At 71.6% G+C, this 26,065-nt stretch carries 27 protein-coding genes; 17 read left to right on the top strand and 10 right to left on the bottom strand.

The features are described from left to right. Positions 1 to 222: 222 nt before the first annotated feature. Both AB0M54_RS35795 and AB0M54_RS35790 read left to right on the top strand, forming a co-directional pair. On the top strand, positions 223 to 1,530 hold the full coding sequence (locus tag AB0M54_RS35795; RefSeq protein WP_364476251.1) for a glycosyltransferase family 2 protein: 1,308 nt from the start codon (positions 223 to 225) through the stop codon (positions 1,528 to 1,530). 8 nt (positions 1,531 to 1,538) lie between these two features. Beyond that, positions 1,539 to 1,937 carry a hypothetical protein gene (locus tag AB0M54_RS35790; RefSeq protein WP_364331953.1) on the top strand — a complete coding sequence of 133 codons (399 nt, stop codon included), beginning with the start codon at positions 1,539 to 1,541 and terminating at the stop codon, positions 1,935 to 1,937. Here AB0M54_RS35790 and fgd read toward each other — a convergent pair. Then, positions 1,895 to 2,893, bottom strand: a complete 999-nt coding sequence (fgd, locus tag AB0M54_RS35785) for a glucose-6-phosphate dehydrogenase (coenzyme-F420) (RefSeq protein ID WP_364331950.1) — start codon at positions 2,891 to 2,893, stop codon at positions 1,895 to 1,897. The two genes, AB0M54_RS35790 and fgd, sit on opposite strands and share 43 nt — an antisense overlap. A 69-nt stretch (positions 2,894 to 2,962) precedes the next feature. Continuing rightward, entirely contained in the window at positions 2,963 to 4,759 is a 1,797-nt protein-coding gene (locus AB0M54_RS35780) for a sigma-70 family RNA polymerase sigma factor (RefSeq protein ID WP_364476249.1), read from the bottom strand. Positions 4,760 to 4,899: 140 nt separating this feature from the next. On the opposite strand from AB0M54_RS35780, the gene AB0M54_RS35775 reads away from it, so the two are divergent. The 4 genes from AB0M54_RS35775 to AB0M54_RS35760 all read left to right on the top strand — a co-directional run bounded on the left by AB0M54_RS35775 (position 4,900) and on the right by AB0M54_RS35760 (position 8,017). Then, the gene (locus AB0M54_RS35775; RefSeq protein ID WP_364476247.1) at positions 4,900 to 5,298 is read left to right on the top strand and encodes an ATP-binding protein; all 399 of its coding nucleotides are present in this window, start codon (positions 4,900 to 4,902) and stop codon (positions 5,296 to 5,298) included. A 129-nt stretch (positions 5,299 to 5,427) separates the two neighbouring features. Further along, complete coding sequence (locus tag AB0M54_RS35770) at positions 5,428 to 6,570, top strand: PP2C family protein-serine/threonine phosphatase (protein WP_364476245.1); 1,143 nt, start codon at positions 5,428 to 5,430, stop codon at positions 6,568 to 6,570. A gap of 82 nt (positions 6,571 to 6,652) precedes the next feature. Beyond that, a complete protein-coding gene (locus tag AB0M54_RS35765) occupies positions 6,653 to 7,120 on the top strand; it encodes a MarR family transcriptional regulator (RefSeq protein WP_364331938.1) in 468 nt (155 codons plus the stop codon). A gap of 21 nt (positions 7,121 to 7,141) precedes the next feature. Then, positions 7,142 to 8,017: an LLM class flavin-dependent oxidoreductase gene (locus AB0M54_RS35760; RefSeq protein WP_364331935.1), complete on the top strand. Its 876-nt coding sequence runs from the start codon at positions 7,142 to 7,144 to the stop codon at positions 8,015 to 8,017. Between the two features lie 43 nt (positions 8,018 to 8,060). Here the strand turns inward: AB0M54_RS35760 and AB0M54_RS35755 are convergent, their stop codons facing one another. Further along, entirely contained in the window at positions 8,061 to 8,405 is a 345-nt protein-coding gene (locus tag AB0M54_RS35755; protein WP_364331932.1) for an Lsr2 family protein, read from the bottom strand. A gap of 225 nt (positions 8,406 to 8,630) precedes the next feature. On the opposite strand from AB0M54_RS35755, the gene AB0M54_RS35750 reads away from it, so the two are divergent. Together AB0M54_RS35750 and AB0M54_RS35745 are read left to right on the top strand one after the other, a co-directional pair. After that, positions 8,631 to 9,089, top strand: coding sequence for a hypothetical protein (locus tag AB0M54_RS35750; RefSeq protein WP_364331929.1), 459 nt, complete (start codon positions 8,631 to 8,633; stop codon positions 9,087 to 9,089). A gap of 47 nt (positions 9,090 to 9,136) precedes the next feature. After that, positions 9,137 to 10,471: a D-alanyl-D-alanine carboxypeptidase gene (locus tag AB0M54_RS35745; protein WP_364476243.1), complete on the top strand. Its 1,335-nt coding sequence runs from the start codon at positions 9,137 to 9,139 to the stop codon at positions 10,469 to 10,471. 137 nt (positions 10,472 to 10,608) lie between these two features. On the opposite strand, the gene AB0M54_RS35740 is transcribed toward AB0M54_RS35745, so the two are convergent. Beyond that, positions 10,609 to 11,106 (bottom strand): DUF456 domain-containing protein, encoded by a 498-nt coding sequence (locus tag AB0M54_RS35740; RefSeq protein WP_364331924.1) that lies wholly within the window; start codon positions 11,104 to 11,106, stop codon positions 10,609 to 10,611. A 95-nt stretch (positions 11,107 to 11,201) separates the two neighbouring features. Between AB0M54_RS35740 and AB0M54_RS35735 the strand changes: the two genes are divergently transcribed. Together AB0M54_RS35735 and AB0M54_RS35730 are read left to right on the top strand one after the other, a co-directional pair. Then, complete coding sequence (locus tag AB0M54_RS35735) at positions 11,202 to 11,324, top strand: hypothetical protein (RefSeq protein ID WP_364476241.1); 123 nt, start codon at positions 11,202 to 11,204, stop codon at positions 11,322 to 11,324. 71 nt (positions 11,325 to 11,395) lie between these two features. After that, the gene (locus AB0M54_RS35730; RefSeq protein WP_364476240.1) at positions 11,396 to 12,307 is read left to right on the top strand and encodes a sigma-70 family RNA polymerase sigma factor; all 912 of its coding nucleotides are present in this window, start codon (positions 11,396 to 11,398) and stop codon (positions 12,305 to 12,307) included. A 3-nt stretch (positions 12,308 to 12,310) separates the two neighbouring features. On the opposite strand, the gene AB0M54_RS35725 is transcribed toward AB0M54_RS35730, so the two are convergent. Continuing rightward, positions 12,311 to 14,608, bottom strand: a complete 2,298-nt coding sequence (locus tag AB0M54_RS35725) for an AAA family ATPase (protein ID WP_364476239.1) — start codon at positions 14,606 to 14,608, stop codon at positions 12,311 to 12,313. Positions 14,609 to 14,768: 160 nt separating this feature from the next. Here AB0M54_RS35725 and AB0M54_RS35720 point away from each other — a divergent pair, with 160 nt between their 5' ends. Next, positions 14,769 to 15,284, top strand: a complete 516-nt coding sequence (locus AB0M54_RS35720) for a hypothetical protein (RefSeq protein WP_364331916.1) — start codon at positions 14,769 to 14,771, stop codon at positions 15,282 to 15,284. 62 nt (positions 15,285 to 15,346) lie between these two features. Here the strand turns inward: AB0M54_RS35720 and AB0M54_RS35715 are convergent, their stop codons facing one another. After that, positions 15,347 to 16,174, bottom strand: coding sequence for a sigma-70 family RNA polymerase sigma factor (locus AB0M54_RS35715; protein ID WP_364476238.1), 828 nt, complete (start codon positions 16,172 to 16,174; stop codon positions 15,347 to 15,349). A gap of 247 nt (positions 16,175 to 16,421) precedes the next feature. Here AB0M54_RS35715 and AB0M54_RS35710 point away from each other — a divergent pair, with 247 nt between their 5' ends. Further along, complete coding sequence (locus tag AB0M54_RS35710; RefSeq protein WP_364331910.1) at positions 16,422 to 17,921, top strand: DEAD/DEAH box helicase; 1,500 nt, start codon at positions 16,422 to 16,424, stop codon at positions 17,919 to 17,921. A gap of 662 nt (positions 17,922 to 18,583) precedes the next feature. Here AB0M54_RS35710 and AB0M54_RS35705 read toward each other — a convergent pair. Then, positions 18,584 to 19,231: a hypothetical protein gene (locus AB0M54_RS35705; protein ID WP_364331907.1), complete on the bottom strand. Its 648-nt coding sequence runs from the start codon at positions 19,229 to 19,231 to the stop codon at positions 18,584 to 18,586. Between the two features lie 17 nt (positions 19,232 to 19,248). Here AB0M54_RS35705 and AB0M54_RS35700 point away from each other — a divergent pair, with 17 nt between their 5' ends. After that, a complete protein-coding gene (locus tag AB0M54_RS35700) occupies positions 19,249 to 19,416 on the top strand; it encodes a hypothetical protein (RefSeq protein WP_364331904.1) in 168 nt (55 codons plus the stop codon). Here the strand turns inward: AB0M54_RS35700 and AB0M54_RS35695 are convergent, their stop codons facing one another. The 3 genes from AB0M54_RS35695 to AB0M54_RS35685 all read right to left on the bottom strand — a co-directional run bounded on the left by AB0M54_RS35695 (position 19,417) and on the right by AB0M54_RS35685 (position 21,749). Then, positions 19,417 to 20,463 carry a phosphatase domain-containing protein gene (locus AB0M54_RS35695; protein WP_364331901.1) on the bottom strand — a complete coding sequence of 349 codons (1,047 nt, stop codon included), beginning with the start codon at positions 20,461 to 20,463 and terminating at the stop codon, positions 19,417 to 19,419. It lies immediately after the preceding gene. Between the two features lie 80 nt (positions 20,464 to 20,543). Then, positions 20,544 to 21,248 (bottom strand): hypothetical protein, encoded by a 705-nt coding sequence (locus AB0M54_RS35690; RefSeq protein WP_364476236.1) that lies wholly within the window; start codon positions 21,246 to 21,248, stop codon positions 20,544 to 20,546. Positions 21,249 to 21,401: 153 nt separating this feature from the next. After that, positions 21,402 to 21,749: a hypothetical protein gene (locus AB0M54_RS35685; RefSeq protein ID WP_364331895.1), complete on the bottom strand. Its 348-nt coding sequence runs from the start codon at positions 21,747 to 21,749 to the stop codon at positions 21,402 to 21,404. A 105-nt stretch (positions 21,750 to 21,854) separates the two neighbouring features. Here AB0M54_RS35685 and AB0M54_RS35680 point away from each other — a divergent pair, with 105 nt between their 5' ends. From AB0M54_RS35680 to AB0M54_RS35665, 4 genes are all read left to right on the top strand, one after another. After that, complete coding sequence (locus AB0M54_RS35680; protein WP_364476234.1) at positions 21,855 to 22,706, top strand: NAD-dependent protein deacetylase; 852 nt, start codon at positions 21,855 to 21,857, stop codon at positions 22,704 to 22,706. Between the two features lie 9 nt (positions 22,707 to 22,715). Continuing rightward, positions 22,716 to 23,114: a hypothetical protein gene (locus tag AB0M54_RS35675; RefSeq protein WP_364476232.1), complete on the top strand. Its 399-nt coding sequence runs from the start codon at positions 22,716 to 22,718 to the stop codon at positions 23,112 to 23,114. 177 nt (positions 23,115 to 23,291) lie between these two features. Next, positions 23,292 to 24,311 (top strand): LacI family DNA-binding transcriptional regulator, encoded by a 1,020-nt coding sequence (locus AB0M54_RS35670; protein ID WP_364476230.1) that lies wholly within the window; start codon positions 23,292 to 23,294, stop codon positions 24,309 to 24,311. Positions 24,312 to 24,364: 53 nt separating this feature from the next. Beyond that, the gene (locus tag AB0M54_RS35665) at positions 24,365 to 26,050 is read left to right on the top strand and encodes an ABC transporter substrate-binding protein (RefSeq protein ID WP_364476228.1); all 1,686 of its coding nucleotides are present in this window, start codon (positions 24,365 to 24,367) and stop codon (positions 26,048 to 26,050) included. Positions 26,051 to 26,065 lie beyond the last annotated feature (15 nt).

Below are 26,065 nucleotides of genomic sequence, written 5' to 3'. Positions count from 1 at the left end.
CCCGGGGTCGTCAGGCGTCCGCTTTACCCGGGCTTGCCCACCCACGTCCGATCAAATATCACTCTAAGTGGTGCTGACGTTCCGCCCGCAACCTAGATATTCCCAGCTAGGAGCCTTGGGCCGGTTGGTGAAGACGGTCGTCCGTTTTGGTGAGTTGACCGACGGTAGTCGCTTGTTAGGTTGACCTTGATCCCGTACACAGAAGCTGAGGAGCCACCGCCCATGCCTCCTTCGCGGCCGACCGTGAGCGTCGTCCTGCCCGCGTTGGACGAGGCCGCCAACATCGCCCACGTGCTCCACGGCCTGCCCGACGTGGTCGACGAGGTGATCGTCGTGGACGGCGGCTCGTCCGACGACACGGTCGCGGTGGCCCGGCAGAGCCGCGCGGGCACACATGTGGTCCGCCAGACCCGCTCCGGCAAGGGCAACGCTTTGGCATGCGGAATCGCGGCCAGCCGGGGAGACATCGTGGTTCTGATGAGCGCGGACGGCTCATGCGATCCCAGCGACATCCCCCGCTTCGTGCAGGCGCTGGCCGGCGGCGCCGACGCCGCACACGGGTCCCGGTTCCGCGGCCGCGGCGGGGATCTGGAGTCGGGCCGCCTGGAGCGGCTCGGCGGGCACCTGCTCCGGCACCGCGTGAACAAGGTCTTCCAGACCCGCTACACCGACCTCGGCTCCGGCTACCACGCGTTCTGGCGCGCCACCCTGGACAAATTCGACCTGCCCGATCCGGAACTGCCCGGCCTGCGCCGCGGCGAGACCGTGTGGGGCGACGGCCCGGAGGTCAACCCGCTCATCCCGGTGCGGATGGCGGCGCTCGGCCTGCGGGTCGTGGAGATCGCCACGGTGCGTTACCCGCGGATCCACGGCGCTCCCCGGCCGCGGCGTACCCTCGCGCGCATCCTGCGGGGGCGGCGCGTGCTGCGTGCGGAGCGGCGCCGGGTGTCGCGGCTCGATCAGGAGGAGGGCAAGAGCACAACCATGCGTGGGTACGCCCGGAGCACGCGAACCACTGCCGACCGGCCCGGCGAGCACACCACCGGCCGGCACGCCCGGCCCGAGGCCCCGCGCCGCCCCTACCCCGGACCACGGCCGGACTGGGCCGACTCCGTGGGCCAGCACCGCACCGAGGACATGATCGGCAACTCGCGGCGGCGCAGCGGCATCTACGAGAGCGGCGTGCACCAGGGCGAGAACGGCAGCATCCGGCGCAGCGGCCTGTATGACACCGGCGTCCACCGCACCGGGGTCTACGACACCGGGGTGCACCGCACCGAGATCTACGACACCGGTGAGGTGGTCAACGACCGGGTGCCGCGCGAGGTCGGTGGTGGCCGCCGCCGGCTGGACGCCGAGGACCGCACCCCCGGCCCGCCCCAGCTCACCGCCGGACCATCCCAGCTCGCGTCCCGGCCACCCCAGCTCATGGCCGGCCCGCCGCAGCTGACCGCCGGGCCGGCGCATCTCGGTCCCGACGAGAACATGCCGTATGCGGGCCGTCCCGGCTACCTGCGCACCGAAGGCTGACCATGTCGATGAGCCGCATCATGAACGCCGGGCCGCCCCCGCCGAAAGGACTCGAGCAGGGCCGCAGCGGCGACCGCCCGTTCCCCGGCCGGCCGGCCCGCCCGACCGGCCTGATTCCCCGGCAGCGCGAGCCCGAGCAGCCCGAGCCGACCGTGGTGGTCGGCGTGGACCTGCGCGAGCCGATGCCGGACATCGCCGGTGGCGCGGTCACCCGGGCCTGGCTGCTGCTCCGGATCGGGCCGGTGCCGATCGGCGAGCTTCTGCTGCGCGTACCCCCCGAGGGGTTGACCTCGGCCCAGGCCGGTGCGGCGGTCGCGGCGCGGATCGGCGCCCGGCGGCGGATCGCCCGCCGGGCGTCCGACGGTCAGCCGCGCTCGCGCAAACGCGGCAGGATCTCGCCGCTGTAGAGCCTGAGGAACTTCTCCTGGTCGGGCCCGGGCGCGTGGAAGACCAGGTGCTTGAAGCCCATGTCCAGGTATTCGGCCACCTTGGCGGCGTGTTCGGCCGGGTCGGTGGAGACGATCCAGCGGGTCACTGTGCGGTCGACCGAGAGGGCGTCGGCCCGGCGCTGCATCTCGATCGGGTCGTCGACGCTGTGCTTCTCTTCCGGCGTCAGCGCCAGCGCGCCCCAGTAGTGGGTGGCCTGCCGGGCCTGCTCCAGGTCGTGGTCGAAGGAGACCTTCACCTCGATCATCAGGTCGAGGTCGTCGAGCGTCTTGCCGCCCTTCTCGGCACCCTCCTTCACGGCCGGCAGCAGCGTGTCGGTGTAGAGCTCGTGGCCCTTGCCGCTGGTCGTGATGAAGCCGTCGGAGATGCGGCCGGCCAGCCGGGTGGCGGCCGGGCCGGAGGCGCCGATATACACCGGCACCGGCGTCTCGGGCTTGTCGTAGATGGTGGCCTTCTCGGTGCGGTAGTACTGACCCTCGAAGTCGACCCGGTCTTCGGCCCAGAGCTGCTTGATCAGCGTGACGGCCTCTTTCAGGCGGGCGAACCGCTCCTTGCCGTCGGGCCACTCGGCGCCGAGCGGCACCTCGTTCAGCGACTCGCCGGAGCCGACGCCGAGGATCACCCGGCCCGGCGCCAGGCAGCCGAGCGTGGCGAAGGCCTGGGCGACCACGGCCGGGTGGTAGCGGAACGTCGGCGTGAGCACGCTGGTGCCGATGGCGATGCGTTCGGTGCGTGCGGCGAGCGCGCCCAGCCAGGGCAGCGCGGCCGGGGCGTGCCCGCCGTCGTGCCGCCACGGCTGGAGGTGGTCGCTGACGAACACCGAGTCGAACCCGAGCTCCTCGGCGAGGACGCCGTAGCCGAGCAGCTCGGTGGGTGGGAACTGTTCCGCGGAGGCCTTGTAGCCGAACCGAATCATGGATCCGAGCCTATCCCTGCCCGTTCCGGCCCCGCCGGTTATCCACCGCCTCCGATGCTGTCGCGGAGGTCACCCCGCCGCGCGATAGGCCTTGCCGGCCTCGGTCGGGGTGCTCGCGTCGCGGTAGAGGCCGAAGTCGACGCTGTCGCCGACCGCGGGCAGGCCGAACCAGGCGTACCGCTCGACGTAGGACCGCTTCTCCAGGCCGGTGGTGCTGCCCTTGATGAAGGCGACGATCTGCGCGGTGTTCGGGTACTTCGGGCGACCGGTGAAGTTCATCAGGCCGTACTCGGTGATCCAGATCGGCTTGCCGTACTTCTGGTGCACCGCGTCGACGTACCCCAGGAACTGGTTCACCGAGGCCGCGCTGAAGTCCGACCCGTACCAGTGGATCGGGATGAAGTCGACCTTCAGCTTCTTCGCCTCGGCGCCGTCCATGAACCGGTCCAGCCAGCCGTTGTCCTGGTCACCGCCGAACGCGACGGCCGGGGCGCCCAGCCGCATGCCGGTCTTCGCCAGCTCGGGCCACTTGGCCAGCGCCTGCTCCACGGTCATGTCGGCCTGGCCCGCCATGTCCGGCTCGTTGAAGCCGAGCAGCGTGCCGTCACCCTCGCGCTTCGCCTCGGCCAGAGTGCTGGTGGTGACGTTGCGCTCGTCCCAGATCATCGGCACGAACTCGACGCCGGCCGGGCCGGGGATCTCGTTGTTGTTCGAGCCCCAGGTGTAGTACCAGCTCGCGCCGACGTCCTCGAGCGCGCCCTTGGAGCCGGCGAACTTCCAGACCGCGGCGCCCTTCTTCTCGGTCTTCAGAACCGGCACGGCCTTCGTGGCCTTCTTCTTCGGCGCGGGCTTCTTCGGCGGTGGTGTGGCCGGAGCCACGCTCGGCGGCAGGCTGATCTTCGGCGCGGGCGCCGTGCTGGGCACGATCACCGCGGCCCGGGCCGGCGGTGGCTCGGCGTGCTGGTGGTAGACGACCACGGCCGCGCCGCCACCGGCCACCGCGGTCGTGGAGAGGACCGCGGTGAGGACCCGGCGGCTCATCCCGAAGGCGATCTTGCCGGCCAGCGCCAGGTGGCCACCGGCCTGCGCGCCGCCGATGACCGCCCCCTTCATCGCGAGCGGCACCGGCACCAGCGCCATGCCGGCCAGCAGGCGCTCGGCCGCGACCAGACCGGACCAGGCCGGTGAGCACTCCCGGCAGTCCCGGGTATGCCGGGCGACGCGCTTGCGCCACAGCGGGCTGGGGTGGCCGTCCCAGCCGGTCAGCACCACCCGCAGGTCGGCGCAGACCGGGTCGGCGTCGAGCGCGCGCACGACCACCCGAGCGGTCTCGAGCTGGCCCTTCATCCGCTGGACGCGGACCGCGGCGTGCTGCCGGGTCACCCCGATCGCCTCGACGATCTCATCCCGGGTGAGCTCGCCTGAGGCCTCCAGCCACCACAGCGACAGCAGTTCCCGGTTGTCCTCGTCCAGCCAGCGGGTCGCCGCGGCGGTCTCCCGGCGCTGCCCGGAGAGTTCCAGCCGGGTGATCGCCAGGTCGGTGAAGTCGGCGCCTGGGTCGCGGACGTCGTCCGGCAGCAGCACGTCCGGCGTCCCGCGGCGGGCACGGAACCGCTCCCGGATCTGGCGCACCGTGATCGCCACCAGCCAGGACCGGAACGCGGCCGGGTCGCGCAGGTCGCCCAGGTTGCGCAGGACCCGCAGCATGACGTCCTGGACCACGTCGTCGACGTCGGCGTGGCCGTCCATGGCCCGGCCGACGATCGTGTAGACGAGCGGCAGGTACCCGGCGACGAGCCGGTCCACGGCGGCGGGATCGCCCGCGCGGGCGGCGACGACGGTGGCGGTGTCGGGTTGATCCGGCATGTGCTGACCTCTCCGTGGCGCATCAGATCATGGCTCAGGAGGAGGAGACGGTCCAGGTCGGGCCGGATAACACAAACCGCGGTGCGGGAGCCGGGACACAGCCTGGGTTAGCTATCGGCGTGTTCGGGCATTCACCTGGCATGCGCATGTCGGTCCGACTCAACCTGCCGATCGAGGCCGGCAGCGTTCCCGCCGTGCGGCGGCTGCTGCGGACCGCCCTGTCGATCATCCGGGTGGATGTGGCCTCCGGCGACGACCTGGAGATCGCGCTCACCGAGGCGTGCGCGAACGTGGTCAAGCACGCCGGCGGGGCCGAGAAGTTCGAGGTCCACCTGGACGTCGACGACCATCGGTGCGCCATCGAGGTGCGCGATGACGGCCCCGGATTCGATCCCGGCGTCACCGACAACGGCTCACCGGACGAAAGCGGCGAAAACGGACGGGGACTGTTCCTGATCCGCGCGCTCAGCGAGAACGTCCGCCTGCACTCGACGCCCCGGCGCGGCAGCCTGATCCACTTCGAGAAGTCCTTCGCCTGAGGCCGTTCCCGGCCCCCGCCGGCCGAGTGCCACCCCCTTGGCGCTCGGCGGGGACAGGCGTGCCATCATTTTTGCCCCATAGCAAATCTTGCTGCACAGCAAATTCAGTCACGGAAGGAGTGACCGCAGTTGTCCGAGGGCCCCACGCCGATCGGCGTCCTGCTGCGCGCCACACCCCCCGACCGGCTGCCCGAACTGGCGGCGGAGCAACTCCGCCACCATCATGCCGCCCGCCGGGTCGAGGTGCTGCTGGCCGACCTGACCCGTACCGGACTGTGGCCCGTCCTCGACACCGAGGCCGCCCCCGGCGACGCCCTCGCGCTGCGCTGCTTCGGCAGCCAGCGCCCGGTCACCGACATCGGCATCGCCGGCACCAACCGGGTGCATCTGCCCCTGACCGTCTGGGGTGAACGGCTCGGCGTGCTGGTGGTCGACACCGCGCAGCCGGCCGGCACCGGGCTGTCGGACACGCTCGCCGCGTTCGCCGACGAGCTGGCCGTCGCCATCCGCGCCGCGTCCTCCGACACCGACCGCTACGTCCGGGTGCAGCGCCGGGAGCGCCTCACCATGGCCGCCGAGCTCCAGTGGGACCTGCTGCCCGGCTCGTCCCTGGGCGACGACCGGTTCCTGGTCGCCGGGCAGCTCGAGCCCGCGTACGACGTGCACGGCGACCACTTCGACTGGTCGCTGGACGGCGACCGGCTCACCGTGACCGTGCTCAACGGGTCCGGCGACGGCCTGGCCGCCGCCCTGCTCACCACGACCGCGGTCAACGCGATGCGCAACGCCCGCCGCTCCGGGGCCAACCTGGTCGAGCAGGCCGAGCTGGCCTCCGACGCGATCTGGTCGCGGGCCGGCGGCAACGGCCACGCGGCCACCCTGCTGCTGGAGATCGACCTGGTCGGCGGCCAGGTCGAGGCGGTCGACGCCGGGTCGCCCAAGGCCATGGTGGCGCGCGAGGGCGAGATCCGCCCGATCGAGCTCGAGCAGCAACTCCCGCTCGGCATGTTCGGCGACTCCCGGTACGAGACCCAGCGCTTCCGCCTCGAGCCCGGTGACCGCCTGCTCGTGGTCAGCGACGGAGTGCACGCGGCGACCCCCTCCGGACGCGCGGCGTTCGGCGGTGGCGGGCTGCTGACCGCGTTGCGCCGGACTCGCCTGCAGCCGGCCACCGAGGCTGTCGGTACGGTGATGCGTAGTCTGCGTGACTACCACGCGGGCGAGGACCCGGCCGACGACGCCGTCATCGTGTGCCTCGACTGGCGCCGCTGATCGGCCGAGCGACGCTTGGACCACACCCCGAGCGGGTAGTTGCCAGCTCGCACCCAGGTTGGACGGAGCACTAGGGATCGGCATGAATCATGCGCCCGACACCGCGGCGGCGGTCGAGTCGTCGGTGGAGTCGTTGCTGTCCGTGCTCGACACGGCGCGGCTGGCGCAGTCCCCCGCGATACCGCCGACCCAGCTCCGCGTGCTGACGATCATCGCGCGGGCCACCGGCGAGACGAACATGAGCCGGCTGGCCGAGGCGCTCGACGTGGTCCCGTCCTCGGCCAGCCGGCTGTGCGACCGGCTGGAGGCCACCGGGCTGGTCCGCCGGGTGCCCGACCCGCGCGACCGGCGCGAGGTGCGGCTGCTGCTCACCCCCGCGGCGAAGCGGCTGCTCGACGAGTTGCGGGCCGCCCGGCAGGCCGCGCTGGCCGTCGTGCTCGAGCGGATGACGCCGGCCGCCCGCAACGATCTGGCGCGGGCGCTGGGCGCCTTCGACGCGGCCGCCGCCCGCGACCAGGGCGAGAACGAGACCGGGTTACGCACGGCCTGACCCGCTCTCTAGATTGATCCGATGCGCATCGGCATCGTGATCCTCCCCGACGAACGCTGGTCCATCGCCGGGCGGCGGTGGCAACGCGCCGAGGAATACGGCTTCGACCACGCCTGGACCTACGACCACATCGGCTGGCGCGACCTGGTCGACGGGCCGTGGTTCGACGCCGTGCCGACCCTCACCGCCGCGGCCATGGTGACCCGGCGGATCGGGCTGGGCACCTACGTCGCCTCGCCGAACTTCCGGCACCCGGTCCCGTTCATCCGCTCGGTGCTCGCCCTGGACGACATCTCGCAGGGGCGGCTGCTGCTCGGGGTGGGCGCCGGCGGCACCGGGCACGACAGCAGCGTGCTGGGCGCTCCCGAGCTGAGCCCGCGCGAACGGGTCGACCGGTTCGGTGAGTTCCTCGAGCTGACCGGCCGCCTGTTGACCTCGGATCACGTCTCCTACCAGGGCGACCACTACACCGCGGTGGACGCGCGGACCCGGCCCGGAGCGGGCCGTACGCCGCTGCTCGTGGCCGCCTCCGGCCCGCGCACGCTGCGGCTGGCGGCCAAGTACGGCGACGGCTGGGTGACGTACGGCGACGCCTCGGTCGAGGGCACCGACGCGTGGTGGGTCGCGCTGGAGCGGCAGCGGAACCGCTTCGAGGCGGCGCTGGCCGAGGCCGGCCGCGACCCGGCCACCGTGCGCCGATATCTCAACCTCGATTCGGCGCCGGTCTCCCCGATGAGCAGCGGCGACGCATTCACCGACCTGACCGGCCGGGCGGCGGCCCTCGGTTTCACCGATGTCGTCGCACACTGGCCGCGGGCGAGCGGGTGGTACGCCGGTTCTGAGAAGACGCTGGAAACGGTCGCCGGGCTGTTGCCGAAGCTGCGCCGGTTGACTTAAGCCAAGGCCTGGAGTCGGGTTGCGCTATTGCGCAATGGGACGGTCAGCGGCGATGGGCCGCGCGGTAGGCGTCGCTCACGCCCTGGGGAATGCGGCCGCGCTCGGAGATCTCATGGCCGTTGGCCACCGCCCACTCCCGAATCGCCTTGTTCTCGTCGCGGCTGGTCGCCGTGCGCCCGCCGGACGCGACCCGGGCCCGAGGGGCGCCGCCGCGACCGACCCGGGTGCCCGCGGTGATGAACGGGTCGAGAGCCTTGCGCAGCTTTCCGGCATTGGCGTCGGAAAGGTCGATCGTGTAGCTCGTTCCGTCCAGACTGAACTCGACGGTGCGGTCCGCCTTCTTTCCGTCCAGATCGTCGATCAGAGTGGTGATTACCTGGCGCGCCATGCCGACTCCCGTTGGTTATCCGGAATAGCCGCGCTCAGTGTCGCCCTTCGGCGGCGTCGCGCGCAACTCTTCCCTCGGATTCAACCATTCTTTTTCGTCCAGGGTCGCTTGGTCATTAAATGCGATGGCGCATTCAGCGGGAAATCGGCGGTCCCGGAGGCGTCCGGCCGGTCGGCCGAAAGGGCGGGTGGATGGAACCGTCCGGATGAGGTTAGGGTCGTCGCCATGGAGGACGAGCGAGCGACCGGGGCCGATCCGGGCGCCGCCGCCGATTGGCACGAGCAGCGGCGACGGGCGATCGCCGGGCACGCCGCGGCCCTCGATGCCGGCCGGGCCGCCGAGGCGGCCGAAGCGGCCGGGCTGCTGGCCGAGTTCGTCCGCGAGGCGACCGAGCGTGGCCTCTCCCCCGCGCGGCTGAACGCGACGTCGTTCGACGGGCGGTCGACGTACCGTACGAAGATTCGTGGTTGGTATTTGAAGAGCAACAAGACCGTGGCCGTCGGCGCCGACGGTGAGTATTACGTCATGGCCGTGCCGTCCTCCCTGCGCGCCCGGTTCACCGGCGCCGACCTGCGACCGAGCGTCCCCAGGCTCGTGGTCGGCGCGGGCGGCGGCGACGGCGAGACCATCCCCCTGGCGCAGCTCCTGCGGCGCCGTCTCGACCTGGGAGCTTCCTGGCCGTGATCCTTGGTTCCATTCCTCTCCTCACCCTCATCCGACGACGTCGGGCCGTGGCGGCGGCCCTGACCGCGTTCACCCTCCTTGCCCTCTCCTCGCCTCCAAGTGCGGCCGCCTCGCCCTCCTCGCCGCTGAACGCGGCCGCCTCGCCCTCCTCGCCGCTGAACGCGGCCGCCTCGCCCTCCTCGCCGCTGAACGCGGCCGCCAAGGCCGTCGTCCCGTGCCCGCGGCCGAAGGTGAAGCCGCCGACCGGCCGTCCGGCCCGGCCGGTGCCGCCGCCGGACGACCCGGTGGCCCGCGCGGTCGGCGGTGACGCCCTGGCCACCAACGGCCTGGCCGTCCCGGCCGGCGTCGCCGCGCCGCCCGCCCTCACCGCCGCCACCTGGCTGGTGGCCGACCTCGACACCGGCGAGGTGCTCGGCGGGTGCGGGCCGCACGTCTACCAGACCCCGGCGAGCGTGCAGAAGCTGCTGCTGGCGGCCACGGTCATGCCCCACCTCGATCCCCGGCAGACGATCAAGGTGGCCCAGTCGGACCTCGACATCGAGCCCGGCAGTTCCGCGGTCGGCCTGGTGCGCGGTGGCTCGTACTCGATCGCGACCCTGTGGCTGGGCCTGATCCTCAACTCGGGCAACGACGCGGCGAACGCCCTGGCCCGGGTGGGTGGCGGCCGCAGCGGCGTGCCGGCCACGGTCAAGGCGATGAACGACGAGGCCAAGCGTCTGGGCGCCTACCAGACCCACGCCGTCACCCCGTCCGGCCTGGACGGCCCCGGCCAATTCACCAGCGCGTACGACCTGGCCCTGATCTCCCGGCGCCTGTTCGACCGGGCCGATTTCCGCAAGTACGCCCTGACCCGCAGCGCCACGATGCCCGCCCAGAAAGCGTTGAAGAAGGGCGGTTTCCAGTTCCAGAACGAGAACCGCCTGATCTTCAACTACCCGGGCGCCCTGGGCGGCAAGACCGGCTTCACCAAACTGGCCCGGCACAGCTACGTCGGCGCCGCCCAACGCAACGGCCGCCGCCTGGTGGTGACCCTGCTGGGCGCCGAGAACAACCCGCTTAAGGGCTGGCAACAGGGCGCCGCCCTGCTCGACTGGGGCTTCAAACTCCCGAAGGACGCCTCCGTCGGCAAACTGGTCGACCCGGAATCATTGGCCACAACCAAGACGACCGAGAACGCTCCGGTGACCCCCGGCCCCACCAACAAGGCCCCGCAACCGGCGGCGGCACCCCAGCGCGACTCATCCCGAACCCTGACCTTCGCGGCGGCCGCGGCGGTAGCCGTGATCCTCGCGGCGACGCCCCTGCTCCTCCTGCTGACCCAGCGACGGCGTCAGCGGGTCAGGCGGAGACCCCGGGCGCAGTACCACGCAGGTCCGAGCTGACAGACGAAGCGTTCGCCACCCCGCCTCGCTGGGGGGTGGGTTGCGCTGCGCGACGAGCCGCCGCCTCCCCCACCCCGGCACTGGGTGGGCGCAAACGTAGCGGCCGAAAATGACAGTCCGGAGAACTGTCCACAGGGTCAGGCGTTGAGGACGCCGAACAGCCAGATCACGGCGATCGCCAGGGCGGCCGCGAACTCGATCAGCAGGGACAGGCCCACGGCGCCGAGGGCCCGCCGGGTGGAGGCCCACGCCTGGCCGGGGCCCAAACGGGTGCGCTCGGCCAGCCAGATGCCCAGCACGAAGCCGAGGACCAGGCCCACCACCGGCACCACGAAGAAGCCGATCACGCCGAGCAGCCCGCCGAGCACCAGGGACCGGTTCGGGACGCCGCTCTCCTTGAGGCGGCGGCCCGGCCAGAGGTACTTGATCAGCGTCCCGGCCAGGGCCACGCCGGTGGTCAGGCCGAGGACCAGCCACTTCGCGCCGCCGGCGTCGCTCAGCAAGGACCAGACCAGGACGCCCAGCCAGCAGAGGATCAGGCCGGGGAGCACGGGAATGACCACGCCGAGGATGCCGGCCACGATCAGGACGGCGGCGATCAGGACGGCCAGGTTCCCGGTGTCGGTGAGATCCATGCCGCACACCCTGCCCTGCCCCGGCTCACCGCGAAACCTCAACCCGGCGCCCGTGGGACCGAAGGAGAACCAACTGGGTCGCTGAGGAGGTTGCCATGGGTCCGATCGCCGCGCTGGTGCTCAGCCTGTGTGTCGCGGCCGGCTTCACCGAGGCCTTCGCGCCGACCCGCTTCGTGTGGGATCTCCAAACAACCGAGCGGCAACTGACAGCGACCTGAAGCCGTACCCAGAGTCACTGAAAGTTCTCCCTGACGCCGAACAGCGAGCGCCAGACACACGGGGGACTCACATGACCAGCACCGTCACCACCGCCGTTGCCGACCTCGAAGCCGACATCGCCGAGGCCACGGTGCTCTCCGCCCGCGAGCAGGAGGAGCTGATCCGTCAGCACATGCCGCTGGTCGGTCACCTCGTCCGGGAGATGCTCACCCGCATCCCGAACCACATCCACCGCGACGACCTCACCAGCGCCGGCCTGCACGCGCTGGTCACCGCCGCCCGTGGCTGGGACCCGGAGCGTGGCATCCCCTTCCACCGCTTCGCCAGCACCCGGATCCGCGGTGCGATCCTGGACGAGCTGCGCTCGCTGGACTGGGCCACCCGCTCGGTGCGCACCAAGGCGCGGGCCACCGACACCACCCGCCAGCACCTGACCGGCACGCTGGGCCGTACCCCCACGGCCGAGGAGCTGGCCCAGGCGCTCGGCACCACCACGAGCGACCTGAAGCGGACCGACACCGACGTGCAGCGCGCCACCGTCCTGTCGCTGCAGGGCTTCACCACGAGCACGGGCGACGACCTGGTCACCGAGAAGAACCCGGGGCCCGAGGACATGCTGCTGCGCCGGGAGCAGATCGGCTACCTGCACCACTCGATCGCCGCCCTGCCCGAGCGGCTGCGCGTCGTGATCACCGAATACTTCCTGAACGAGCGCCCGATGGCCGACATCGCCGCCGACCTGGGCGTGACCGAGAGCCGGATCAGTCAGCTCCGGGCCGAGGCGCTCAGCCTGCTCAAGGACGGCATGAACACGCACCTGGACCCGGAGCTGGCGCCGGTGCCGGACAACCCGGAGTCGATCGTCGCCCGGCGCCGCGCCACGTACTACTCGAACATCGCCGGCCACACCTCGCTGCGCAGCCGGCTCAGCCTGACCAACGTCATCGGACACACCCGCGCGGGCCTCGGCGTGCCGGCCTGACCGTCACTGCAGGGCGCTGAGCTCCTTCGGGAGGTCGGCGCTGTGCAGCACGCCCAGCCGCCGCGTGGCCCGGGTGACCGCGACATAGAGGTCACTCAGGCCGCGCGGCGATTCGGCGATGATCTCGTCGGGCTGGGTCACCAGCACCGCGTCGAACTCCAGACCCTTGGCCTGCCGTACGGTCAGCATCACCACCTGGTTGAGCAGGTCGGTCTGCTCGCCGACGGCCGCCTCGGGCAGCGCCTTCATCAGCTCGTGGCCGAGCTCGCCCTCGCGGCCCTGCGGCACGATCACGCCGACCCGGCCGCTGCCGACCTCGGCCATCTCGGCCCGCACGGCCGCGACCAGGGCGGTGGGCAGATCGTCTTCGGTCACCCGGCGGGCCCAGGGTGCGACGCCGGCCTCGCGCACCGAGCGTGGCGGCTGCAGCGACGGGTCGACCGCGTTGAGCACGTCGGACGCCACGGCCATCACCTCGGCCGGGGTACGGTAGTTGACGGTCAGCTCGGCCAGGCGCCAGCGCTGGGCCACGTACGGCTCGAAGACCTGCTCCCAGGTCGTGGTGCCGGCCAGCTCCGAGGTCTGTGCGACGTCGCCGACCACGGTCAGGGACCGGCTCGGCACCCGGCGCATCAGCAGCCGCCACGCCATCGGCGACAACTCCTGCGCCTCGTCCACGATCACGTGTCCGAAGACCCAGGTGCGGTCGGCCGCCGCCCGCTCGGCCGCGGTGCGGGTGTCGAGCACCTCGTGCCGCTCGACGAACGCGCTCGCGTCGACCACGTCGATGGCCGAGAGGATCTCCTCCTCCTGGTCCTCGAAGTCCAGCGACCGGGAGCCCTCGACGATCTCGAGCACACCCTCGGCGTACTCGACCGCCTCGGCCCGCTCCCGCTCGACCGCCCGCTTACGCAACGTGTCGTCCTGGCCCAGCAGCTCGGCCAGCTCGTCCAGCAGCGGCACGTCGGCCGGGGTCCAGCGGGCGTCGCGGTCGCGCAGCAGCACGTCGGGCGCGTCGGCCGAGGCCAGCCGCTCGGCCGAGGCCAGCAACTCGCGCAACACCCGCCGCGGGGTGAGCACCGGCCACATGTCGAAGAGCGCGACCTGCACGTCGATGTCCTCGCGCAGCTCGCGGCGGGTCTCGGCCAGGTCGGCGTCGGACAGCAGGTTGTCGCCGCCCAGCGGGTCGGCGCCGATCCGCTCGGCGATCTGCAGCGACAGCGCGTGGATCACCTCGGTGACGAAGACCGAGCGGGCGATGTTGTGCGGCCGGCCGGTCCGGCGTGCCACCGCCCGGGCGTCCTCACAGGTCGCGCGGTCGATGCGCAGCGGGTAACCGTCGTGGTCGACCTCGACGAAGTCGTGGGGCACGGTCTGCCAGTCGGCGACGGCGCGGGCGAGCACCTCGGTCATCGGCAGCCGGCCCTTGAGCGCGGCGACGGCCGGCGGCTCCTCGGCCCGGGCGCGCACCCCGGGGAACATGTCGCCCAGCGTGGCCAGCAGCACGCCGGTCTCGGCCAGGGACGGCAGGACCTGGGAGATGTAGCGGAGGAAGGTGGCGTTCGGCCCGAGGATGAGGACGCCCTGCTTGGTGAGCTGGGCGCGGTGGGTGAAGAGAAGGTACGCGGCGCGGTGCAGCGCCACGGCGGTCTTGCCCGTGCCGGGTCCGCCCTGGACCACGAGTACGCCGGGCAGCCCGGACCGGATGACCTCGTCCTGCTCGGCCTGGATGGTCTCGACGATGTCGCGCATCCGGCCGGTACGGCCCGCGGTCAGCGCCGAGAGCAGCGCCGCCTCGCCGGTCACGTCTTCCCGCCCGGCGCCACCGGCGGCCAGGTCGAGCACCTCGTCGTCGATGCCGGTCAGCTCACGGCCCTTGGTGCGCAGGTGTCGTCGGCGTGTCACGCCCTCGGGCGACACGGCCGTGGCCAGGTAGAACGGGCGCGCGGCGGGGGCACGCCAGTCGATCAGCAACGGCTCGGCGTCGCGGTCCTCGGCGAACAGCCCGATCCGGCCGATATAGCGGGGATGATCGGCGTCGAAATCGAGCCGGCCGAAGCACAAGCCGTTCTCCACCGCATTCATCTGGGCCAGTTGCTCGGCGTAATGGGCGCGGTTGGCCTCGCGCAGCGAGCGGCCCTGCGGCGTACCCCCGCCCTCCAGCAGGATGGCACGGAGCCGCTGGTCAGCCTGCTCGCGCAGACCGTCGAGCCGGGCATAGAGGCGGTCGAGATAGTGCTGTTCGTCTCGGATGTCAGCGCTGTTCGAGCTTGACAAAACCGCTCCTTGATGTGGTAGCATTCCGCAGTCGGCGACCATTCTTGGTCGCCTTTTTTGTGTCTGGCAAAGACCTCAGAATAGCGCGTCCCCCTCAGGTTACGGCCGGTGCGGCAAGTGTCCGCAATCCGTCAGTATCGTCGATCCCCGTTACGTCGAACGGCCGATCTCGATTAACCCGGTCATGCGCAAACACCACCCGTTCCGACGTCTCGGCGCGCTGGCCCTGATCGCAGCCGCCGCCCTCAGCTTCAGTGCCGGCTGCTCCGGCGACGACGAGGACCCGGCCGGCAACTCCGCGGCCGCTGCGGCGGGCGGTCCCGAGCCGAAGTCCCTCGACGGCGCGAAGGCCGCCGCCCAGACCATGTTCGACCGGTTCAGCGGCGGGGACTTCGCCGGCGCCTGGGAGATGTACACCGCCAAGGGCAAGGCGGCGATCTCCAAGGCCGACTACGTCAAGCTGAACGAGGCCTGCTCCCGCAAGGGCCTGGCGATCAGCCTGACCAGCGCCCGGATGGAGGGCGCGGACCGCGCGGTCGTGATCGCCAAGCAGCTGGTGGCGGCTCAGTCGTACACCATGGTGTACGAACAGAACGCCTGGAAGCTCGAGCCCGCCAAGGAGGGCCTGGCCCTCTACTCGCAGGGCGCGGCGAAGGCCATCGCGGCCCAGAAGAAGGCCGGCACCTGCGCCAACGCGTAACCCCGTTGCTAATGGAGATGGGGCGTGGCCATGACGGCCACGCCCCATCTTCGTGTGTTGCTCTAGGCCGCGACCGGCAGGCCGTCCAGGTTGGTGATCGCGAGGCGGGACCGGAGGGTGCCGCGGTCCGCGATCGAGTCGAAGTACGCCGTCCGGCGACGCGCCACGCAGCCCTCCTTCACCGGGGCGGCCAGGGCCGGGTCCAGGTGCGTGTTCAGGCCGTCCCGGAGCAGGCCGAGCGCCTCCGAGCGCAGCTGCGACACGCGCGACTCCGTGACGCCCAGTTCGACCGCGATCTGGGCCATCGGCCGCTCGTCGAAGAAGTAGCCAAGGACCACCGCCCGGAGCCGCTCGGGCAGGGCCTCGATCGCGTGGGCCAGATAGCCCATCCGCTCGCGGCGGATCAGCATGTCCTCCGGGCCGACGCCGGGCTCGGTGACCATGTCCTCGGCGCCGGCCGTGGCGAAGCCCTGGAGGCTGAACACCACCGCGCGCTGCACGTCGTCGTCGGCCGCCTCGATGTCCTCGACCGAACAGCCCAGGCGCTCGGCCACCTCGGCCACGCTCGGGGTACGCCCCAGCTCGGCGGTCAGCTGCTGCCGGGCCGTGTCGGTGCGCCGCGCCCGCTGCCGGACCGAACGGCTGGCCCAGTCCAGGCCACGGAGCTCGTCCAGCAGGGCGCCACGCACCCGGGCGGCGGCGAAGCGGGCGAACGGCACGCCGCGCCCCTCGTCGTAGCCACGGGCGGCGGCGACCAGGGCGGCGTACCCGGCGGACAGCAGATCGTCACGGCTCACGTGCGCCGGCACCCGGGCGAGCATCTCGCGGACCAGGTGGCCGACGAGCGGCATGTGTGCCTTCACGGTGTCGTCACGGCGACGGTCACTCATGGGGGGCTCCTTGCGACCGGGGCCGGGGCGGGGGGTCCGGCACTGATTCACAAGGTCCGCCGCGATGAGTGCGGGGCCGGTCACATCCGGGTGCAGCACGGTTGCAACTGAGGACGGCGTACACTTGATCTCGCGGCCCGCACAGTCTTGCCTCGGGCCGCCTTCGGATCGACCACCACGCGCCGCGACCGCGACGGGTCTGCGCCGGGCAGGACGACCATTCAGACGTTCGGAGTTAAACCCCTACATGAGTTCCTTCATCGACCTCGGTGTGCCCACGAAGCTCGCCGCGACTCTCGCTGCCCGCGGTATCACCGAGCCTTTCCCGATCCAGGCCGCGACGCTGCCGGATTCCCTCGCCGGCCGGGACGTCCTCGGCCGCGGCCGCACCGGCTCCGGTAAGACGTACGCGTTCGCCCTCCCGGTGGTCGCCCGTCTCGCCGCCTCCGGCACCACCCGCCGGCCCCGCCGCCCGCGGGCGCTGATCCTGGCGCCGACCCGCGAGCTGGCCACCCAGATCGACGCCGCCCTGGCGCCGCTGGCCCAGGCGTTCGGCCTGAACACCCTCACTGTCTTCGGCGGGGTCGGGGCCAACCCCCAGATCAAAGCCCTGCGCAGCGGCGTCGACATCGTCGTCGCCTGCCCCGGCCGGCTGCTCGACCACCTCGAGCACGGCCACATCGACCTCGGCGGGGTCGAGATCACCGTGCTCGACGAGGCCGACCACATGGCCGACCTCGGCTTCCTGCCGGTGGTCCGCCGGCTGATGGACGCCACCCCGCGCAACAGCCAGCGGCTGCTCTTCTCGGCCACCCTCGACGGCGGCGTGGACGTGCTGGTCAAGCGCTTCATGCAGCGACCCGTGACACACCACGTCGACTCGGCCTCCGAGGCGCCGATCGAGATGGCCCACCACGTGCTGCACGTGCGGCACGACGACCGGTTCCCGGTGCTCGTCGACCTGCTCGCCGCGCCCGGCCGCTCGGTCGTCTTCACCCGCACCAAGCGCCGCGCCAAGGTGCTGACCCGGCAGCTGATCTCGGCCGGTGTCCCGGCCGTCGAGCTGCACGGCAACCTGGCCCAGAATGCCCGCGACCGCAACCTGTCGGCCTTCTCGGACGGCAGCGCGCCGACCCTGGTGGCCACCGACATCGCGGCCCGCGGCATCCACGTCGACGACGTGGCCCTGGTCATCCACGCCGACCCGCCGGTCGAGCACAAGGCCTACCTGCACCGCTCCGGCCGCACGGCCCGGGCCGGCGCCAGCGGCACGGTCATCACCCTGATGACCGACGACCAGCAGCACGACGTGCGCGACCTGACCCGCAAGGCGGGCATCCGCCCGACCACGACCCGCACCCGCCCCGGCGACGCCCTGCTGAACCAGCTCGCCCCCGGCGAGCGCGTCCTGCAGAGCCCTCCGCCGGTCACCGCGATGGCGGAGCGTCCCGCCGCGTCCCGCCCGCGCCGCGCCACGGCCTCCGCCGGTGCGCCTTCCGGCGGCCGTCGCCGCGGCGGCAGCGGCCGGGGCACCGGATCGGCCGCCAACGACAAGCAGCCGACCACGGCCTCGCGCGGCAACCAGTCCTCGCGCACGGCCCAGCCCGCCCGGGCCGGTCAGCCGTCACGGTCGGCCCAGCCCGCCCGTGCGGGCCAGGCCGGCACATCAAGCCGTCAGGGCTCCCGCGGCGCGGCCGCCTTCTCCTCGGGCACCCGCGTCGGCGGCCGCCGAGGCGCCCGCGTCTGACCCAGCTCATCCCGCAACCCACTCCCCACCTCGGTAGGGGGTGGGTTGCGCCGCATCCCGCGGCAGCCCCGCCCACGCCGGCGCCCACCCTGCGTGAGCTCCCGCTCCCGCGTTCGTGCCCGTCCCCACGTCCGTGCCCGCTCGCGCTGCGTGCCTGCCCTCGCGCTGATCGTGGTCAGAGCTGGGTTGCCAGGCGCCCGGGCTGCCCACTCACCCCCGCTGCGGCCACTCACCCCCGCTGCCCCCGCATCAGTGGTAGGCCCTCACGGCATTCCGCGCCACAAAGCCACGCCACCCCACCACCGCCCGCAGCAAGTGGTCGGCCCCCCACGGCATTGCGGGCCGCGACGGGGAGGGGCGGGCAGTGGCCGGGGCGGGACCAGGGCGGGCCGGTGGGCGGGGCGGGTCTGAGCGTGGGCTGGTCCGAGCGGGGGCGGAGCGGGGTTTGGTCTTGCGCGCACGGACCCGGAAGGGCTCGGGCCATCTCCGATGGGCCCCAGCCCGTAGCCCGCGGGAGCATACGGTCTGCACCCCGACGGACGCGGGAATATCAAGCCCTTGAACTTGATCGGCCGCGAACGTCTTGCCCGACCCACGGTTCCTCTAGCCGGAAGACACCACGCCCCTGACCGGAAGACGCCTCTGGTTGGAAGACGCCGCTTCTAGTCGGGGATGTCGACGGCGATCTCCGCGCCCAGGCGGTGACCGCCGGAGAGGTCGAGTTCGTCGCCGCTCCAGAAGCGGCCCGGGTCGTACCAGTTGGGCTTGCGGCCGCGGGGCAGCAGACCCATGTCCTCGTAGGTGATCGCGACCACCTCGGCGCAGTAGGCCGTCTCGAGCGCGGCCGGGTCGCCGGACGGCGGCTTCCATGGGAGGCGGACCTGGGGGACGCGGCCACGGACCCAGCGCCAGGCGAGCTGGGCCGAGGACGGGAACGGGGTGCCGTCGAGGCGGGCCACCGTGCGCAGGGCGCGGTCTTCCATCTCCTTCGGCACGGTCGGCTCGAGCTGACGCAGCCAGCCGCGCTGGCCGTAGCGGCGGGCCCATCTGGTGACCGCGTCGCGGAGGTCGTGCAGCTGGACGCCGCGCTGGAAGGAGCCGGACCACATGTCCGGAAGGGATCGGCCCAGCTCGGCGTGCCACATCAGTGGGGGCATGTCTTCGATGACCAGGGACATGCCGACGTGGTTGACGGGACTGTTGGTCAGCGTCTGGATCGCGCGGTCGGGGCCGGAGCGGCCGCGGAAGATCCAGATGTCACCCGTCCGGGTCAGGTCGAGAGCCTCGTCGAGCGTCAGGTCGGCGTCCACGTGTCTATCCTCAGCAGATGCGTTGGTGGAAAGTAGTCGGATTGGCCGGACTGGCCGGGGTCGCCGCGACCGGCATCGTGCTCGCGCGCGCCGAGCGGCAACGCCGGGCGTACACGCCCGACGAGGTCCGGCAGAGGTTGCACGCGCGGGTCAGCGAAGCGGACAGCGGCGAGGCGGACAAGTAACTACACCACATCGGAGTCGCGCAGGAGGGACCACAGACCGGCGCCGTCGGGGGCGGCGAACCAGGTCTTGCCGTGTGAGCCGACCGCTTCGGCCTCGCCGGACGGGCCGGGGACCGCGCCGGCCAGCACCGACTGGGTGGGCGACAGCCGCCGGATGCAGACGGCGAGCACGTTTTCTGGGTGTTCGTGCGCGAACTCGGAGTAGATCTCCTGGTCGTGCTGGCCGTCGTCGCCGATCAGCAGCCACTTGACGTCGGGGAACTCGACGGCCAGCCGGCGCAGCGTGTTGCGCTTGTGTTCCTGGCCGCTGCGGAACCAGCGGTCGGGCGTCGGGCCCCAGTCGGTCAGCAGCAGCGGGCCGGCCGGGTAGAGGTGGCGGGACAGGAACCGGCTGAGCGTCGGGGCGACGTTCCAGGCCCCGGTCGACAGGTAGAACACCGGCGCGCCCGCGTTGGCCGTGACCAGCCGTTCGTAGAGCACCGCCATGCCGGGAACAGCCATCCGGGCATGTTCGTCGAGCACGAACGTGTTCCACGCGGCGAGCAGCGGGCGGGGCAGCGCGGTGACCATCACCGTGTCGTCGATGTCGGAGATCACACCGATGCGCGCGGCCGGGTCGACCACCCGGATCGGCGCCTCCACCGGCTCGGCGCCCTCGGCGCTCAGCCGCACCCGGCTCCAGCCCGGCGCGAGGTCGCCCTTGACCACGCAGTCGACGTACCCGCTGCGGTCGGTGTGGGTCTCGTGCACCTGGTCGCCGACCTGGATCAGCACCCGCTCGTCGTTGACCGGTGAGGTGGTGAAGTTGCGCCAGCCGCGCGTCTTGTCGAGCTTCTTGCGCCGCAGCCGGGGATTGCGGGTCAGCACGACCCGGGCGATCACCCGGGCCCAGCCGGGACCGCCGTAGCCGGTGTAGGCCGAAATCACCGGCACCCAGCCACGCTGCCGCAGCCGTCGCTCGACGACCTCGTGAATCGCATCCTCGAAGCGCGCGGCGCGATGTAGCGGCCGCACGGCCGGCGGCCGGCCGGTCGGACTCGATGTCACGCTGGTGCCTCCCCATCTCGGGCGTCCTGTCCCGTGACGGTACCCGGCATGTCTGACAGTTTCTCGATGACCGCGCTACATCAGGCGGCGGCCGCGCGGGGCTCGGCGGTGGACCACTGACGTGACCACCAGGAGACGTCCATCGACAGGGTGTCCTCCTCATCGGAGCGCACCGTGGCCAGGCACGCCTCGGCCCGCAGGCTGCGCAGGGCGACCGCCGCCCGCTCCGCGTCCCGCCAGGCGAGCCGCTCCCGTTCGGCCGCCTTCAGGTAGCCGTCGTAGCGGTGATCACGAACGGCCATCCGCAGCGCCGACTCCTGGGTCGCCGGGTGCAGCCGCTCGTTCCAGCCGCGGTGGGCCAGGATGTCGTTCAGCTGGACGATCGAGATCTCCCGGTTGCGGCAGGCGGACAGGGCGGAGCGGTGCAGGAACCGCTCCCGGTCGGCGTTCTCGCCCTTGGCGCGGCGCCGGCGCTGCACCGGGTAGACGGCCGCGGCGGCGACCCGGCGCGCCTCCCGATCGGCCTGCTCGTAGACGGTCCAGGCCGCGTCGACCTGGTCCTGGGCCTCGGCCCAGGCGGCTCGGGCCCGCTGGGCGGTGACGGCCGCGCGATCAGCCGCGACCGCCACCTCGGCGGCGTAGCGGGTCTCTTCGTCGGTGGGTCCGGCCGGCTGTGGCGCGAGTGTGACGGCGGTGGTGGTGAGCCGCCGGGGCAGCGCGAACACGGCGGCGACGGCCCCGATGGACAGGATCAGAATCATCCAGACGGCAGCGACGATCTCCATGGGTCTTCCCTCGCGGTGGCTGGTGGGTCACGGTTCTCTTCCGGTACGCCTGTCCTCTTCACCAGGAGCAGGCACGGGGCTGACGGCTGTCGGAGCAGGGGCGCATCCAACCCCACCCGTCCGACCCCGTCACCGAGACGTGGCTGATTCTGATCAGAGCAGCGGCGGACCGCGCTGAACGGGCGCCCCACCGGCGACCCGTCCCGACCCCAGCGAGCGAGCGCCGCCCGCGAGGACCACCACCCCGAGCAGCCCCACCAGGACCACCAAGATGACCGGCCGGGCGACCGTGACCGAAACCTCAGCGGCGTCGACCGTCTCGACCGCGCTCACCTGAGCCGAGGCGGAGACCTGGACCGGCTCGGCGACCGGCTGGACCGAGGGCCCGATCAGCCCCGCGTTGGCCGCGAAGGCGAGGGCGAGCATGGCCAGCCCGGCGAGAAAGCGCAGCGCGCGTTGCCCGTCCCACAGACGGGGAAGCAGGCGTGCGACGTCGGCCACGTGAACAACCTACCGTTGTGGCCGGTAAAAGGCATCACTCGATAGATCTGTCCCGTTCGAACGGGCCTGGTGGGAACACCGGCCGGCGCGAGGGAACATGGGTGGGTGAGTGATGTGGCGGAACGGGTGGCCGAGCTGGCCCGGTGGATGGCCGAGGGCGATGTGGTGGTGCTCAGCGGCGCCGGACTGTCGACGGAGTCGGGGATCCCCGACTATCGCGGGCCGAGCGGCGTCGCGCGGCGGGCCACCCCGATGACCTACCAGACCTTCACGCGCGACCCGGTCGCGCGGCGCCGCTACTGGGCGCGCAGCCACCTCGGCTGGCGGACGATCGGCGACGCCCGGCCCAACGACGGGCACCGGGCCGTCGCGCGGCTCCAGCGGCTGGGCCTGCTCCGCGGCATCGTCACCCAGAACGTGGACGGGCTGCATCAGGCCGCCGGCGCCGGTGACGTGGTCGAGCTGCACGGGAACCTGGCCCGGGTCACCTGCCTGGACTGCCGGGAGCCGAGCGACCGGAGCACGCTCGAGGACCGGCTGCGAACCGCCAACCCGGCCTTCGACAAGACGCCGACCGAGATCAACCCGGACGGCGACGTCGAGCTGGACGACGACGACCTGGCCGGTTTCGTGGTGGTCGACTGTGCCGGGTGCGGCGGGATGCTCAAGCCCGACGTCGTGTATTTCGGCGAGTCGGTGCCGCCGGAGCGGGTGTCGCGGAGCTTCGAGCTGGTCTGCGGTGGGCGTACCCTGCTGGTCCTCGGTTCGTCCTTGACCGTGATGTCGGGGCGGCGGTTCGTGTTGCGGGCGGCGAAGCTCGGCATCCGGGTGGCGATCGTGAACCAGGGCGTGACCCGCGGTGAGCCGTACGCCGACCTGGTCGTGGACGCGCCCCTGGGTGAGGTGCTGCCCGAGGTGGCGAGGCTGGCCGAGAGCGGGTACGCGCCCACGCATTAGCGTCTGGGCATGAAGTTCTCCTCCAAGGGCGTCGCCGGCGCGGTCGCCCTGGCCGTCGCGACCGTGGTGGCGTGGTGGGGCTGGCTGGGCCACGACCGCAGCTATCAGGTCGACGCGAACGGCAACCAGCAGGGCCCGTACACCACCGCTCAGGTCGCCTTCTGCGTGCTGACCATCGCCGTGCTGCTGGCGCTGGCCGTCCGGTTCCTGGACGTGCACCCCCTGCCGGCCACCGCGGCGACGACGGTGGCGTTCACCGCGGCGTGGACGATCGACGCCGCCTCCCGGGACGGGTCCGGCCTGTTCCTGATCGGCGGCGTGCTGGTGCTGATCGGCTGCGCGGTGGGCAGTGCCGTGGTGGCTTTCCTGGCCGATCTGACCCGGGGCCGGGACGGGTTCACGCGCTGATCACACTCGATGAACTGGTGACACACACGCGTTACAGTCTCGCAACTTAAATAAAGTCATCCTCACATTGACGTGACCCGGCTCACTGTTGTTAACTGCCCGGAACCGCTCCCGAAACCGGTTCCGAAACCGGTCTGCAACCCGCGGGACATGCGTGCCGGAACATGCGGAGGACCAGTGCCGATCACCATCGCCGATGTGGCGGCCCGGGCGAAGGTCAGCAAGACCACCGTCTCGCGGGTCCTCAACGGCAAGGGTGAGCTGGACGAATCCACCGCCGCCCGGGTCCGCGCGGTGATCGACGAACTTGGCTACGTGCCCAGCTCCCGGGCCGTCGGCCTGGCCCGTGGGCGTACCCGGGTCGTCGGCATGCTGGTCCCCTCGCTCACCTGGCCGTGGATCGGCGAGGTTCTGCAGGGCGCGGTCGACGTGCTCGAGACCGAGCGGTACGGGCTGCTGCTGTTCACCTGCAACCGGGGTGAGGAGTCGATGCGGCAGTTCGGGGCCCAGGTCTCGGCCAAGTCGTTCGACGGGCTGCTGGTGATCGAGCCCGAGGGCACCCTCGACTACATCGCGCAGCTGCACTCGCGCGGCCTGCCCGTGGTGCTGATCGACGACCGTGACACCCAGCCGGCGCAGATTCCCAGCGTCGGCACCACCAACCACACCGGCGCCGGCGCCGCCGCCCGGCATCTGCTGTCCATCGGCCGCAACCGGCCCTTGGTCATCGCCGGTCCCGGTCACTTCGGCTGCACCCAGCAGCGGCTGGACGGCTTCGCCGCCGCGTACGCCGAGGCCGCCCACCCGATCCCGCAGGAGCGACTGCTCCCCGGCGACTTCACCATCGCGTCCGGGTTCGAGGGCGTGCAACACGCCTTCGACACCGGCATCGACTTCGACGCGGTGTTCGCCCACAACGACCTCTCGGCCACCGGCGCGATGCAGGCGGTGCTCGACTCGGGCCGCCGCATCCCGCAGGACGTGGCGGTGGTGGGCTTCGACGACATCCCGATGGCGGCACACACCCAGCCGCCGCTCACCACCGTGCACCAACCGTTGCGCGAGATGGGCGAGGCCGCGGCACGCACGCTGCTCGCCCACTTCGAGGGCACACCCCTGCCCAATCGTCCGACCGTCATCCCGGCGACGTTCATGGCCCGTGGTTCGACCACGGTCACCGCCGCCGATCCCTCCTGAAATCCGCAGCCCTCATCCGGGCCACCCCTGATATCCCCTGAGGAGTATCTGTAATGCAGAGAAGGAAGTTGTTCTCGGCTGCCCTGGCGGGCGTGCTCGCCACGGGTGCCCTCGCCGCCTGCGGCGACTCGCCGAACAGCAGCCCGAACAGCAACAGCAACAAGGCCGGCACGACGGTGCTGACCGTCGGCATGCCGAACGGACCGCAGACGGAGAACCACAACCCCTTCCTCTCCACCTCGGCCGCCGCGTCGCTGGGCTACCGCTGGGTCATCTACGAGCCCCTGATGATGTGGAACCCGGTGAAGCCGGCCGAGCCGTCGAAACCGTGGCTGGCCACCGCGGCCGAGTGGGCGCCGGACAGCAAGAGCGTCAAGATCACCGTGCGGGACAACGCGACCTGGTCGGACGGTCAGAAGGTGACCGCCAACGACGTCGTCTACACGCACACCCTGATCAAGGGCAACAAGGCGCTGAACACCAACAACACGCCGTACGGCGACATCTCCGCGGCGGGCAACGTCGTGACGATCACCTTCACCTCGTCGATGTTCGTCTACAAGGAGAAGTTCCTCGGGCAGACCCCGATCGTCCCGGAGCACATCTGGAAGGCGATCAAGGACCCGGCCACCGACACCAACAAGACCCCGATCGGCTCCGGCCCGTACACCCTGAAGTCCTTCACCCCGCAGACCACCACGCTGGTCGCCCGGGAGAACGGCTACTGGGGCACCGCGCCGACCGTCAAGGAGCTGCGCTACAGCTCGCCGACCGGTAACGACGCGCAGACCACGGCGCTGGCCGACGGCTCGATCGAGTGGTCGTTCGTGTTCATCCCGAACTACAAGACCGTCTTCGTCGGCAAGAACCCCGACCACTACAAGGTCTGGGCGCCGCCGGTGCTGGGCATCCACGGCCTCTACATCAACACCACCAAGGCCCCGTTCGACAACGTCGCGCTGCGCAAGGCCATGAACATGGTCATCAACCGCGAGGACATCTTCAACCAGGCCGAGGCCGCCTACTTCCACCCGCTGGTCAGCAGCGTGACCGGTCTGCCGTCGCCGGCCGGCGACCCGTTCGTCGCCGACGCCTACAAGGGACAGACCCACAAGGTCGACGTCGAGGGCGCGAAGACCGTCCTGACCGGGGCCGGGTTCAAGCTGAACGGCACCACGCTGACCGACCCGAGCGGCAAGCCGGTGAAGCTGACCCTGACCGACCCGGCCGGCTGGTCCGACTACCAGACCTCGCTGGAGATCGTGAAGGACAACCTGGCCCAGATCGGCATCGCCGCGACGGTCGAGAAGGCCAACCAGGACGCCTGGTTCAAGAACGTCGAGGAAGGCAAGTTCGACGCGACCTTCCGCTGGACCAACGGTGGCTCCACGCCGTTCGACATCTACCAGACCATCATGGACGGCACGCTGCTCAAGCCGGTCGGCCAGGCCTCTCCGGCCGGCAACTTCGGCCGGTTCGACAACCCCGAGGCGACCGCCGCGCTGAAGGCCTACAAGGAGGCGGGCGACGACGCCGCCCGCAAGACCGCGATGGACACGCTCCAGAAGGTCTTCGTCGAGCAGGTCCCGATGGTGCCGGTCGGCGCCGACAACATCGGCATGGCGTACAGCACGAAGAACTGGTCCGGCTGGCCGGACGACTCCAACCCGTACGCCGCCGGGCAGCCCACCCAGGCGAACGCGCTGGACGTCATCCTGCACCTCAAGCCCACCAGCTGATCTCGCGGCCGCTCC

This window comes from Actinoplanes sp. NPDC051470 (assembly GCF_040682035.1).
Classification (GTDB): Bacteria; Actinomycetota; Actinomycetes; order Mycobacteriales; family Micromonosporaceae; genus Actinoplanes.
This window is presented reverse-complemented; position numbering and strand designations above follow the sequence as displayed.

Excerpts from the sequence above, each read along its gene's own strand:
- AB0M54_RS35740 (WP_364331924.1), bottom strand. The coding sequence starts at position 11,106 with ATGGATCTCACCGACACCGGGAACCTGGCCGTCCTGATCGCCGCCGTC.
- AB0M54_RS35755 (WP_364331932.1), bottom strand. The coding sequence starts at position 8,405 with ATGGCGCGCCAGGTAATCACCACTCTGATCGACGATCTGGACGGAAAG.
- AB0M54_RS35690 (WP_364476236.1), bottom strand. The coding sequence starts at position 21,248 with ATGGAGATCGTCGCTGCCGTCTGGATGATTCTGATCCTGTCCATCGGG.
- AB0M54_RS35730 (WP_364476240.1), top strand. The coding sequence starts at position 11,396 with ATGACCAGCACCGTCACCACCGCCGTTGCCGACCTCGAAGCCGACATC.
- AB0M54_RS35665 (WP_364476228.1), top strand. The coding sequence starts at position 24,365 with ATGCAGAGAAGGAAGTTGTTCTCGGCTGCCCTGGCGGGCGTGCTCGCC.
- AB0M54_RS35725 (WP_364476239.1), bottom strand. The coding sequence starts at position 14,608 with ATGCTACCACATCAAGGAGCGGTTTTGTCAAGCTCGAACAGCGCTGAC.
- AB0M54_RS35750 (WP_364331929.1), top strand. The coding sequence starts at position 8,631 with ATGGAGGACGAGCGAGCGACCGGGGCCGATCCGGGCGCCGCCGCCGAT.
- AB0M54_RS35720 (WP_364331916.1), top strand. The coding sequence starts at position 14,769 with ATGCGCAAACACCACCCGTTCCGACGTCTCGGCGCGCTGGCCCTGATC.
- AB0M54_RS35795 (WP_364476251.1), top strand. The coding sequence starts at position 223 with ATGCCTCCTTCGCGGCCGACCGTGAGCGTCGTCCTGCCCGCGTTGGAC.
- AB0M54_RS35710 (WP_364331910.1), top strand. The coding sequence starts at position 16,422 with ATGAGTTCCTTCATCGACCTCGGTGTGCCCACGAAGCTCGCCGCGACT.
- AB0M54_RS35775 (WP_364476247.1), top strand. The coding sequence starts at position 4,900 with ATGCGCATGTCGGTCCGACTCAACCTGCCGATCGAGGCCGGCAGCGTT.
- AB0M54_RS35700 (WP_364331904.1), top strand. The coding sequence starts at position 19,249 with ATGCGTTGGTGGAAAGTAGTCGGATTGGCCGGACTGGCCGGGGTCGCC.
- AB0M54_RS35790 (WP_364331953.1), top strand. The coding sequence starts at position 1,539 with ATGAGCCGCATCATGAACGCCGGGCCGCCCCCGCCGAAAGGACTCGAG.
- fgd (WP_364331950.1), bottom strand. The coding sequence starts at position 2,893 with ATGATTCGGTTCGGCTACAAGGCCTCCGCGGAACAGTTCCCACCCACC.
- AB0M54_RS35780 (WP_364476249.1), bottom strand. The coding sequence starts at position 4,759 with ATGCCGGATCAACCCGACACCGCCACCGTCGTCGCCGCCCGCGCGGGC.
- AB0M54_RS35760 (WP_364331935.1), top strand. The coding sequence starts at position 7,142 with ATGCGCATCGGCATCGTGATCCTCCCCGACGAACGCTGGTCCATCGCC.
- AB0M54_RS35735 (WP_364476241.1), top strand. The coding sequence starts at position 11,202 with ATGGGTCCGATCGCCGCGCTGGTGCTCAGCCTGTGTGTCGCGGCCGGC.
- AB0M54_RS35765 (WP_364331938.1), top strand. The coding sequence starts at position 6,653 with ATGAATCATGCGCCCGACACCGCGGCGGCGGTCGAGTCGTCGGTGGAG.
- AB0M54_RS35715 (WP_364476238.1), bottom strand. The coding sequence starts at position 16,174 with ATGAGTGACCGTCGCCGTGACGACACCGTGAAGGCACACATGCCGCTC.
- AB0M54_RS35675 (WP_364476232.1), top strand. The coding sequence starts at position 22,716 with ATGAAGTTCTCCTCCAAGGGCGTCGCCGGCGCGGTCGCCCTGGCCGTC.